General features: G+C 73.7%; 11 protein-coding genes and 1 pseudogene. 7 read left to right on the top strand and 5 right to left on the bottom strand.

Translation table 11 applies throughout. From position 1 onward, the window contains the following. Nucleotides 1–150: 150 nt before the first annotated feature. The gene (locus AB0N17_RS30060; RefSeq protein ID WP_366014686.1) at nucleotides 151–681 is read right to left on the bottom strand and encodes a hypothetical protein; all 531 of its coding nucleotides are present in this window, start codon (nucleotides 679–681) and stop codon (nucleotides 151–153) included. 521 nt (nucleotides 682–1,202) lie between these two features. On the opposite strand from AB0N17_RS30060, the gene AB0N17_RS30055 reads away from it, so the two are divergent. After that, nucleotides 1,203–1,784 (top strand): TMEM165/GDT1 family protein, encoded by a 582-nt coding sequence (locus AB0N17_RS30055; protein ID WP_366014685.1) that lies wholly within the window; start codon nucleotides 1,203–1,205, stop codon nucleotides 1,782–1,784. A gap of 158 nt (nucleotides 1,785–1,942) precedes the next feature. Continuing rightward, entirely contained in the window at nucleotides 1,943–2,626 is a 684-nt protein-coding gene (locus AB0N17_RS30050; protein WP_366014684.1) for an HAD-IA family hydrolase, read from the top strand. A 21-nt stretch (nucleotides 2,627–2,647) separates the two neighbouring features. Here AB0N17_RS30050 and AB0N17_RS30045 read toward each other — a convergent pair whose 3' ends face one another. Together AB0N17_RS30045 and AB0N17_RS30040 are read right to left on the bottom strand one after the other, a co-directional pair. Beyond that, nucleotides 2,648–4,096 (bottom strand): peptidoglycan-binding protein, encoded by a 1,449-nt coding sequence (locus AB0N17_RS30045; protein ID WP_366014691.1) that lies wholly within the window; start codon nucleotides 4,094–4,096, stop codon nucleotides 2,648–2,650. Continuing rightward, a pseudogene (locus tag AB0N17_RS30040) lies at nucleotides 4,094–4,270 on the bottom strand (peptidoglycan-binding protein); the annotation flags it as partial. The pseudogene AB0N17_RS30040 and the gene AB0N17_RS30045, both read right to left, overlap by 3 nt. Before the next feature lie 143 nt (nucleotides 4,271–4,413). Between AB0N17_RS30040 and AB0N17_RS30035 the strand changes: the two are divergent. Further along, nucleotides 4,414–6,453 (top strand): MDR family MFS transporter, encoded by a 2,040-nt coding sequence (locus tag AB0N17_RS30035; RefSeq protein WP_366014683.1) that lies wholly within the window; start codon nucleotides 4,414–4,416, stop codon nucleotides 6,451–6,453. A gap of 122 nt (nucleotides 6,454–6,575) precedes the next feature. Here the strand turns inward: AB0N17_RS30035 and AB0N17_RS30030 are convergent, their stop codons facing one another. Then, complete coding sequence (locus tag AB0N17_RS30030; protein ID WP_366014682.1) at nucleotides 6,576–7,082, bottom strand: GNAT family N-acetyltransferase; 507 nt, start codon at nucleotides 7,080–7,082, stop codon at nucleotides 6,576–6,578. Between AB0N17_RS30030 and AB0N17_RS30025 the strand changes: the two genes are divergently transcribed. From AB0N17_RS30025 to AB0N17_RS30010, 4 genes are all read left to right on the top strand, one after another. Further along, nucleotides 7,081–7,866: a YafY family protein gene (locus AB0N17_RS30025; protein WP_366014681.1), complete on the top strand. Its 786-nt coding sequence runs from the start codon at nucleotides 7,081–7,083 to the stop codon at nucleotides 7,864–7,866. The two genes, AB0N17_RS30030 and AB0N17_RS30025, sit on opposite strands and share 2 nt — an antisense overlap. Before the next feature lie 69 nt (nucleotides 7,867–7,935). After that, nucleotides 7,936–8,346 carry a nuclear transport factor 2 family protein gene (locus tag AB0N17_RS30020; protein ID WP_366014680.1) on the top strand — a complete coding sequence of 137 codons (411 nt, stop codon included), beginning with the start codon at nucleotides 7,936–7,938 and terminating at the stop codon, nucleotides 8,344–8,346. Between the two features lie 78 nt (nucleotides 8,347–8,424). Next, nucleotides 8,425–9,114 (top strand): hypothetical protein, encoded by a 690-nt coding sequence (locus AB0N17_RS30015; RefSeq protein WP_366014679.1) that lies wholly within the window; start codon nucleotides 8,425–8,427, stop codon nucleotides 9,112–9,114. 5 nt (nucleotides 9,115–9,119) lie between these two features. After that, nucleotides 9,120–10,082 carry a hypothetical protein gene (locus AB0N17_RS30010; RefSeq protein ID WP_366014678.1) on the top strand — a complete coding sequence of 321 codons (963 nt, stop codon included), beginning with the start codon at nucleotides 9,120–9,122 and terminating at the stop codon, nucleotides 10,080–10,082. Here AB0N17_RS30010 and AB0N17_RS30005 read toward each other — a convergent pair. Beyond that, nucleotides 10,071–10,505 carry a DUF1992 domain-containing protein gene (locus tag AB0N17_RS30005; protein WP_366014677.1) on the bottom strand — a complete coding sequence of 145 codons (435 nt, stop codon included), beginning with the start codon at nucleotides 10,503–10,505 and terminating at the stop codon, nucleotides 10,071–10,073. The genes AB0N17_RS30010 and AB0N17_RS30005 overlap by 12 nt on opposite strands. Nucleotides 10,506–10,522 lie beyond the last annotated feature (17 nt).

The raw sequence follows: 10,522 nt of genomic DNA, 5'->3' as shown, positions 1-10,522 counted from the left end.
CCGCTCTCTGCATCGCGCCCCTTCGGTGGCATCGCATGCGGCAGTCGGCTGCCCGCGCGAAGGCGGGGGAGGGGTGGCAGGAGTCCGCGTACGTCCGCCCGGGTCAGGTCGTCCTCGGCCCGCTCGACGTCCGCTTGTCGGCGCCCTGTGTCAGCCGATCCCGGTGACCTGGAGTGCGGTGGTCCAGTTGGTCTTGATGGCGGTGCGTGCGGCCGACAGGGTGATCCGACCGGCGCACACGGCGTTCTTGAGCTTGGTCTCGACGCCGTCCTTGGTGGAGGCGGTCGGGCTACCGTAGTGCGGCTCGGGCCACAGGTTGCCCGGGTCCTTCGGGGCGCCCCCGAGTTCCAGGGGCACCAGGTGGTCTTCTTCGTAGTCGGACATGCTGGTGTCCGAGTAGCCGTAGTCGGTGATGCCCTGGGCCTTCAAGCCGTTGGTGTAGCTGGTGGAGGGGCGGACCGTACTGGTCCACCCGGAGACACAGATCGTCGAGCCGATGGTCGACTGCGTCACGTCCGGGTTGTAGGCGCCCGGGGTGCAGTGCGAGTCGGGCAGCGGCAGGTAGCTCTGGGAACAGGTGCTGGCCTGCGCGGTACCGTCGCTGACACCGAGGATGAGCCCGCTGATGGCCAGGGAGAGGGCGGCGGCGGAGGCGGTTGATATGCGGGCGACGGAGCGCATGGGGTTCTCCTGTGGGGTCATGGGCATGACATGCGGGAAGAGGTGCTGCTGTCGGCCGTCGAGCAGACCGGCCGGGACTGTGGGGAGCGGAGTGCGCTCAGCCGTCGACGCGCGTAGACACGAGAGCGGCCGGGCATGCAAACTCCCTTGCGAGGTGAGGGCGTTGAAGCGCGAGCGAGGGAATGCTCGCGGGGTCGTGTTGCCGGAGGGTGAGCGCTCGATGAGAATCTAGTGACGTGTGCATGTCACGACAAGGTCCACAGTCGAACTTTTGCGTCCCGTACTATGGGAGGCGCAGAAGGGGAGTAGCTCTTCGCCGGACCGTCGACATACTGCTCAGCCAGGCTGAGCCGGCGCCCGGAGGCGGGACTTCGAGTCGTTTCGAGGGCCGCCAGCGAGACCTTCGGCAAGCAGTGCACGCCCGCGTCCCACGACACGGGCGCCCAGTGCGCTGCCGTGCCGAGGTGTCATCGCGTGACGTACCACACTCTCGGTGGGGCAGCCCGACCGATTGAGGGACCTTGATCAGCATCACCGTGACGGCGCTCGTCTTCGGCGTCATCTTCCTCGCCGAACTGCCGGACAAGACCGCGCTCGCCGGCCTCGTCCTCGGCACCCGTTACCGCGCCGGCTACGTCTTCGCGGGCGTCGCCGCCGCCTTCCTGGTGCACGTCGTGCTCGCCGTCGCGGCCGGCAGCGTGCTGACCCTGCTGCCCCAGCAGATCGTGCACGCGATCACCGGCGTCCTCTTCCTCGGCGGTCCCGCGATGCTCCTGCTGCACAAGGGCGAGGAAGAGGAGGAGATCAAGAAGCCCGCCGACCAGTCCTTCTGGAAGGTCGCGGGGACGGGCTTCATGCTGATCCTGGTCGCAGAGTTCGGCGATCTCACCCAGATCATGACCGCCAACCTCGCCGCCCGCTACGACGACCCGATCTCCGTCGGCCTAGGTGCGGTGCTCGGCCTGTGGGCCGTCGCCGGACTGGGCATCGTCGGCGGAAAGGCCCTGATGAAGCGGGTGCCGCTGCGGCTGATCACGCAGATCGCGGCGCTGCTGATGCTCGCGCTCGGCGTGTGGAGCCTGTACGAGGCCGTGGCCGGCTGAGCTGAACGGCGGGTGAACCCTCGCCGGGGGTGGTGGCGGGAGCCGCCCGGGTTTTGTACCGTAGAGAAACAAAGTGGCTCCCGCCCGTTTTCCCTGACCGGCGGGCGGGGCCGCCTTGTTCCTCCCGTTCACGGGGCCATTCGTTCCTGGAGCTGCCCATGACGGCCACCGCCACGTCCACCACCGCCCTGCCCACCGTCCTCACCGCCCGCGCCCTCCTGCTCGACATGGACGGCACCCTGGTCAACTCGGACGCCGTCGTGGAGCGCATCTGGCGGCACTGGGCCGAGCGGCACGGGCTGGACGGCGACGAGGTGATGAAGGTCGTGCACGGCCGGCAGGGGCACGCCTCCATGGCCCTCCTCCTGCCCTGCCGGCCCATGGAGCAGAACCTCGCGGACAACGCCCGCATGCTCGCCGCGGAGACCGCCGACATGGACGGCGTGATCGAGATCCCCGGTGCGAGCGCCTTCCTCGCCGCCCTGCGCGGCCTGCCGCACGCCCTGGTGACCTCCGCGGACGTGGCCCTGTCCACCGCGCGCATGAACGCCGCCGGGCTGCCGCTGCCCCAGGTGCGGGTCACCGCCGAGTCCGTCGGGGCGAGCAAGCCCGATCCCGAGGGGTTCTTGAAGGGGGCCGCCGAGCTGGGCGTCGATCCCTCGGAATGTGTCGTCTTCGAGGACTCCGGTGCGGGGATCGCGGCGGGGCGCGCCGCCGGCATGCGGGTCGTGGGGGTCGGGCCGCGGGCCGCCTCGCACGGTCCTGACGTGGTCGTACGCGACCTCACGCAGGTGCGGGTCGAGGACGCGGGCGAGGGACTGCTCCGGCTGCACGTGGGCTAGCGCCCCCGGCCCCGGGGTCCCTCAGGGGTCCGACGTCTCTCCTTCCAGAGCCGCCCGTGTCGCGGGCCCGTACACGCCCAGGGTGTCGCCGCGGATGCCCCGGGCCAGCTGGTAGTTGAGCACGGCGTCCTCCACCGCGCGCGTGAAGACGCCGTCGGTCTGGCCGACGTAGAGATTCAACTGCCGCAGCCGCAGCTGGAGTTCCGTCACCTCCGGGCCGGAGTCGCCGCGCTGCAGTACCGGGGCGGCGGCGGGAGTGGTGCGGGGGGCGGCGGAGGTCTTCGTGCTCGGAGTGGGGGACGGGGCGCTGGACGCCGAGCCGGACGGGGAAGGGGACGGCGAGGCCGAAGGCGTGGCGGACGGGCTCGCGGCGGCCGATGTGGACGGGGGCGCGGAGGGTGCGGGGGAGCGGGGCGGCGAGACGGGGGGCCGCCGCGGTGACGTCGTGGCCGGGGCCGGTACGTCCGGCACGCTCTGCCTGACCTCCTGGGCCGCCCGTTCCCGGGTCGGCGTGTGGTAGGCGAACAGCCCGCTCGCGACGCCGGCCGCCGCTACGACGGCCACCCCGGCCCCCGCGACCGACAGCAGCACCGTACGACGGCTTCCGGACCGTCTGCGCTCCTCCTCGCGCTCACCACGTCCGTCGCCCCCGGGTTCCGCCGCGCGAGGCACGTCCGCACCGGGCGCACCCTCCACCGGGTGCGCCGCACCGAGCCCGTAGTCGGCCGCCGTCGCCGGGCCGGTCCCGCCACCGGCCGCCTCCGCCGCCCCGAGCCCGCCGACGGCCCTTTCCGCCGCACCGAGCCTGGCGTCGCCCGTCTCCGCCGGGCTGGGCCCGTTGGCGGTCGTATCCGCCGTGCCAGGCCCGCCGGCGGCCTCCGCCGTCCCGAGGCTGCCGGTCGTATCCGCCGGGCCGGGCCCGTTGGCGGTCGTATCCGCCGTCCCGAGCCCGCCGCCGGCCCTTTCCGCCGCACCGAGCCTGCCGTCGCCGGCCTCCGCCGGTCCGAGCCCGCCGGTAACCGTCTCCGCCGCGTCAGGCCCGCCGGCGGCCTCCGCCGTCCCGAGCCCGCCGACCGTCTCCGCCGGGCCGGGCCCGTTGGCGGTCGTATCCGCCGCCCCGAGCCCGCCGCCGGCCCTTTCCGCCGCACCGAGCCTGCCGTCGCCCACCTCCGCCGGTCCGAGCCCGCCGGTAACCGTCTCCGCCGCGTCAGGCCCGCCGGCGGCCTCGGCCGCGCCGAGCCTGGCGTCGCCCGTCTCGGCCGGTCCGAGCCCGCCGGTAACCGTCTCCGCCGCGTCAGGCCCGCCGATGGCCTCCGCCGTCCCGAGCCTGCCGGTAACCGTCTCCGCCGAGCCACGCCCGCCGGCGGCCTCGGCCGCACCGAGCCTCTCGGCAGGCCTCTCCGTCGTCCCGAGCCCGCCTGCGGTCGCCGCCGTCTCGGCATCCTCGGAGGGCGGTGTCGGGGTCTGCATCCCGACGTACGGCCGTATCCGCAGGGGGTCGAAGTCCTCTGCCGCTGCCGCCTCCGCCGTCCGCGCCTCGCGCAGGGCCTCGGACGCCCGCTCGGTGCAGTCGCACGACGGGGTGTGGTCCGCACCCCTCGGCGCCCCACACTCCGGGCACGTGTGGCCCTTCGGTTCACTCACGTGTTCGTCCCCTCCCCTCACGAACTTCAGAGACTATGCGCACTTTCTCCACAGCCGCCGCCGGAAACGCAGGTCTCAACAGGCCATAAACGGTGACTCCCACCACCATGGAAGAGGTGCACCCGAGCCCCGGGGAGGTCTCCATGACCCTGGACACGCACGGCGCGGCGAAGGACGTGCGCAGCAGCGAGCACGTCCCCGGCAACGTCCTCGTCTCCATCGGCGCCCTGCTGCTCGGGCTGCTGCTCGCCGCGCTCGACCAGACCATCGTGTCGACCGCGCTGCCCACCATCGTCAGCGACCTCGGCGGGCTGGAGCACCTGTCCTGGGTGGTCACCGCCTACCTGCTGGCCTCGACCGCCGCGACCCCGCTGTGGGGCAAGCTCGGGGACCAGTACGGGCGCAAGAGGCTCTTCCAGACCGCCATCGTGATCTTCCTGATCGGCTCGGCGCTGTGCGGCATGGCGCAGAACATGCCCCAGCTGATCGGCTTCCGGGCGCTGCAAGGGCTGGGCGGCGGCGGGTTGATGGTGCTGTCGATGGCGATCGTCGGCGACATCGTGCCGCCCCGTGAACGCGGTCGCTACCAGGGGCTGTTCGGGGCCGTCTTCGGAGCGACCAGTGTGCTGGGGCCGCTGCTCGGCGGGGTGTTCACCGAGCATCTGAGCTGGCGCTGGGTGTTCTACGTCAATCTGCCCGTCGGCATCGTCGCGCTCGCCGTGATCGCCACCTCCCTGCAGATCCCGCGCCGCACCGCCCGCCATGTCATCGACTATCTGGGCACGTTCCTGATCGCCGCCGTCGCCACCTGCCTGGTGCTCGTCGCCTCCCTGGGCGGTACGACCTGGGCGTGGGGGTCGGCGCAGATCATCGGGCTCGCCGTGCTGGGCGTGGCGCTGGCCGTGGCGTTCGTCGCCGTGGAGCGCCGGGCCGCCGAACCGGTGCTGCCGATGAAGCTGTTCGGCATCCGCACCTTCACCCTGGCCGCCGTCATCAGCTTCATCGTCGGTTTCGCCATGTTCGGCGCGATGACGTACCTGCCGACCTTCCTCCAGGTCGTGCACGGCATCTCACCGACGCTGTCCGGAGTGCACATGCTGCCGATGGTGGTCGGGCTGCTGCTGACCTCCACCCTCTCCGGGCAGATCGTCAGCCGCACCGGCCGCTGGAAGGTGTTCCCGGTCACCGGCACCGCCGTCACCACCATCGGCCTGCTCCTGCTGCACCGGCTCGACGAGCACAGTTCCACCGCCGAGATGAGCGTCTACTTCTTCGTCTTCGGTCTCGGGCTCGGCCTGGTCATGCAGGTGCTCATCCTCATCGTGCAGAACGCGGTGTCGTACGAGGACCTGGGCGTCGCCACCTCCGGCGCCACCTTCTTCCGCTCCATCGGCGCCTCCTTCGGCGTCGCCATCTTCGGCACGGTCTTCGCGAGCCGCCTCGGCGACAAGCTCGCCGCCGCCTTCCACGGCGTGAACCTGCCGCCCGGCACCACCGCGAACGCCCTCAAGTCCGACCCGCGCGGCATCGCCGGCCTGCCGCCCGCCCTGCGCCCGGCGGCCCTGCACGCCTACTCGGCCGCCATCACCGACGTCTTCCTCTACGCCGCCCCCGTCGCCCTCCTCGGCTTCGTGCTGGCCTGGTTCCTGAAGGAGGACCGGCTGCGCGGCTCGGTCATCGCGCCGGACGTCTCCGAGACCATCCCGCCCAACCCGGTCGAGCGGTCCTCCTACGACGAGTGCGGCCGGGCCCTGTCCCTGCTCGGCACCCGGGAGGGCCGCCGCGAGGTCTACCGGGAGATCACCGAACGGGCCGGATACGACCTGCTGCCCGCCGCGAGCTGGGTGCTGCTGCGCATCCGCAAGTACGGCTCCGTCGAGCCGGGGGTGCTCGCCGAGCGCAGCCCCGTCCCGCTCCAGGCGGTCATGGCCGCCGCCCGCCAGGTAGAGGAACGGCACCTCGCCGAACGCCGGGGGCTGGAGCTGGTGCTGACCGAGTCCGGCCGCGCGGTCGCCGAACGGCTGGCGGCCGCCCGTGAGGAGTCCCTGGCCGAACTGCTCGGCGACTGGTGGCAGCCGGGCCGCTCGACCGACCTGACGAAGCTGGTGCAGGAGCTGACCGGCGAACTGTGCGGCTCGGAGCGGGAGCGACCGCACAACGGCACCGTGCCGAAGGTCATTTGACGACCCGCACGACCCGCATCGGCTCACACGACTCGCACGGCGTACACGACTCGCCCGGCCCGTACGACTCGCACGGCCCGCACGGCCCGCACGGCCCGCACGGCCCGTACGACTCACACGACTCACACGGCCGGTGCCGTCACCAGCTCCTTGCGGAACCAGTGTTCGGCGTACCGGTCGTCGTTGTGCGGGCCGGTCTCGGTGTAGCCGAGGCGGGCGTACAGGGCGCGGGCCTCGACCAGGTCGGAGCGGGTGTCGAGGACGATCCGGCGGGCGCCGAGGGCGCGGGCGGCCTCCTCGGCGGCGGCCACGAGCAGCGCGGCCCCGCCCCTGCCGCGCGTCTCCCCGATCACGAAGACCCGGGTGAGTTCGGCCGTGTCCGCGTCCAGCAGCCGTACGCCCGCCGAGCCGGCCGGTGCGCCGTCGTACCGGGCGACGAGCAACCGGCCGCAGGGCGGCGCGAGTTCGGACCCGGTGGCGGCCGCCACCTGCCGCTCCAGCTCCTCCGGGTCGGTGCGCCGGCCCTCGTGCAGCAGGTACCAGCGGTCGCTGACCTCGGTGTAGTACGCCCGCCACAGCGCGGCGGCGACCGGGGAGTCGTACGGTTCCGGGGCGATGGTCCACGTCATGCCGGCCATTGTCGGCGCCCGCCGTCCCGCCGCCGAGGGAATTTCCCCGAGACTGGCCGCCGTGAACCGCACCGACCGTCTCTACGCCCTCGTCGAGGAGCTGCGCGCCGCCGCTCCCCGCCCCCGCAGTGCCCGCGTGCTGGCCCGGCGCTTCGAGGTCAGCGTCCGCACCATCGAGCGGGACCTGGCCGCGCTGCAGCAGACCGGCCTGCCGATCCACGCCGAGCCGGGCCGCAGCGGCGGGTACGTCCTCGACCGGGGCCGCACCCTGCCGCCGCTGACCATCACCCCCGCCGAGGCGACCGCCCTCGCCGTGGGGCTGCACGCCCTCGCCGGGACGCCGTTCGCCGCGGACGCGCGCAGCGCGCTGCACAAGGTGCTGGCCGTCATGCCGGAGCGGGAGCGGCGGGCGGCGGCCGAGCTGGCCGAGCGGGTACGGCTGCTCGTCCCGGCGGCCCGCCCGGCGCGGCCCGCCGGGCCGACGGTCCCCGCCGCGCTGCGGGAGGCGCTGACGGCGGGCCGGGTGCTGCGCCTGGAGTACGCCGCCGCGGCGGGCCGGGTCACCGCCCGGGACGTCGAACCGCTCGGCTTCCTGGGCGGCGAGGAGCACTGGTACCTGGCCGCCTGGTGCCGGCTGCGGGACGCCCCGCGCGGCTTCCGGCTGGACCGGGTCCGCGCCGTGACGGCCTTGGACCAGCGGGCCCCGCACCGCACCGTCGACCTCGCCGCGCTCGACACGCTCGGCTCCGACGTCGTACCGCTCGACGCGGCGGCGGTGATGTGACGCAGGCGGCGGTGATGTGACGCCGATCACCGACAGGGGGGTGTCGCGGGCGGGGCGGAGGCTGAGGCCATGACATCGACCACGCACACCGCCACCACGCTGACCACCGACACCGGCATCGCCCTCTTCGACCGCTGGACCGCCCTGTGGAACGGGGACTTCGGCGACCCGGAGGCCTTCCTCGCGCCCGGCTTCCGCATCCGCTTCGGCAACGACCCCGCGAACGCCGCCACCGACGAGGTGCGGGGTCCGGCCGGGATCACCGACTACGTCCGGGCCTTCCGGGAGGCCCGGCCCGGCCTGCGGTACACCGCCGACGGGACACCGGCGGTGGACTCCGCCACGGGCCGGGTCGCCTGCGGCTGGTACGTGACCCTGGCGGACGGCGTCCAGAAGAGCGGGATCGACCTGCTGGACGTGGCGGACGGCCGGATCAGGACCGTCTGGTCCGTCACCGGGCTGCGCCGGTTCGCGGACTGACCGCCGTTTGTGGGCTGCCTTCCGGGTCACCCGAAAGGGGAGCCGGCCAGCGGGGCCGGCCCGATGCGGAAGGCAACCATGTCCACAGGCATGATCATCGCGCTGATCGTGATCGTGGCGGTCGTGGTCGTACTCGCGGCCGCCCTGATCCTGCGCGGCCGGACCCGGCGCGGCGGGCCCAGCCTCAAGCGGCGCTTCGGGCCCGAGTACGAGCGGGCGGTGGCCCTGCACGACGGGGACACCAAGGCCGCCGAACGAGAGCTGGCCGAGCGCGTCGAACGCCACGGCGAGCTGCGGGAACGCCCCTTGGACGCGGAGGGGCGCGAGCGGTACACGGCCCGCTGGACGGTCGTCCAGGAACACTTCGTCGACTCGCCGCGGCAGGCCGTGGCCGAGGCCGACCAGCTGCTCGCGGAGCTCGCGTCCGTCCGCGGCTACCCCGACGGCGGGCGCTACGAGGAGCAGCTCGCCGCGCTGTCCGTGCACCACGCGGACCACGTCGACGGCTACCGGCAGGTCCACCGGGTGGCCCGCACCGGGGCGAACGGCGGCATGAGCGAGACCGGCGCCGGGACCGAGGAGATGCGTACGGCCCTGGTCGGTGCCCGCGCCCTCTTCGACGACCTGTCCGGCCCGAGCCAGGACAGCGGCCGCCACCGCGCCCCCTCGGGCACGGCCGACGGTCACAAGGCCGGTCCGGGCACGCATTCCCACGCTCGGTCCCACATGCCGTGGGCCGCGCACCGGAGCCGACCGAAGGAGAGTTGAGCGCCATGTCGGACAGCAGGACCGGCCCCGGCGGCGAGCGGTACCCGCGCACGCCGGACGACGAGTGGGCACCGGAGGACGCGACACCGGGCCGCCGCATCCCGAGGGAACCCCGGCCGGGTGAGCGGCTCCCCGGAGAACCGAAGGAACAGGGGATGCCGTCCGCCGCACCGGGCCGCCGCGAGGGCCTGACGGCGGACGACTGGGCCCCGGAGGACGACCACACGGGGGCGCCGGGCGCCGGTGCACCCCGGCGGGCGACGGGTGGGAGGGCGGCCGGTGGCCGCGAGGACGTGATGCGTGAAGGTGCGGCCGGCGGACGCGCGGAGGCACGGACGGGCTCGGAGGGGCTGCGTCCGGGAACGGAGAGCCTCGCGGCCGGCACCGCAAGCGCCGGTACCGCAGGCGCCGGGTCCGGGACCCAGGGCGCCGGGACCGGGATCCGGGGCTCCGGCGACGGCGACCGGTACCCCGCGGCCCCTCCCGGGCGTGGCGCGGGCGCCGACGAGAGCGGGACGATGCCCGACGACGGACTCGGGGCGCCGTACCTCGGAGAGGTCACCGGGCGCGAGGCGGCCACCACCGATTCGCGGGCCGCGGACGCCTGGCCGGCCGCGCCCGGCACCCCGGGCACCGGGAGCCGTACCGTCGGCGAGAGCGACACCGCCCCCTCCGGCACCGGCTCGCCCCTGCTGCCCCTGGAGGAGACCGACGAGTGGGACCAGCGGATACGGCAGCTGGTCGCCGGATTCGTGGACGAGCCCCGGGAGGCCGTGGCGGAGGCCGACCACGCGCTGGAGGAGATCGCCACGCGCTTCACCGAGGCCGTGGACCGGCGGCGCCGCACCCTGCGCAGGTCCTGGGAGGGCACCGAGGACCGCGGCCCGGGCTCGGAGACCGACACCGAGCAGCTGCGGCTGGCCCTGCGCGACTACCGGGAACTGGCCGGGCGTCTGCTACACCTCTGACCCCGGCACCTCACCCGTGGCGGCAGCCCTGCGCTGCCGCCACTCGCGCACGACCTCCTCGACGTCGTACGGCTTCTTCCCCAGCGGCGGGCCGGGCGGCGGCTTGAACATCATGTCGCGGATCCGGACGTTCACCTCTTCGATGATCTTCCGTGCGATCCGCTCCGACGGGGCCGCGTACGCCGCCACGAGCGCGTCCTCGGCCTCCTTGCGCAGGGCCAGCGCGGGCGGCAGCACGGCCAGCCCCTCGCGGGCCATCTTCCGCTTCACCCACCACAGTTCGTCGTAGCCGGTCTCCAGCTCGGTGGGCAGCGGCTCACCCGCGCCGGTCAGCCGTTCGAACTCGCCGCGCGCCTGTGCGTCCCGTATCTGCTTGTCCACCCAGGACTCGAACGGCACCCCCGGTGGCTTTCGCTCGGTCATGAACCCATTGTGCCGGA

The organism is Streptomyces sp. NPDC051133, from assembly GCF_040682635.1.
Classification (GTDB): domain Bacteria; phylum Actinomycetota; class Actinomycetes; order Streptomycetales; family Streptomycetaceae; genus Streptomyces.
The sequence above is the reverse complement of the archived record's forward strand: the minus strand, read 5'-3'. Positions and strand labels throughout refer to the sequence as shown.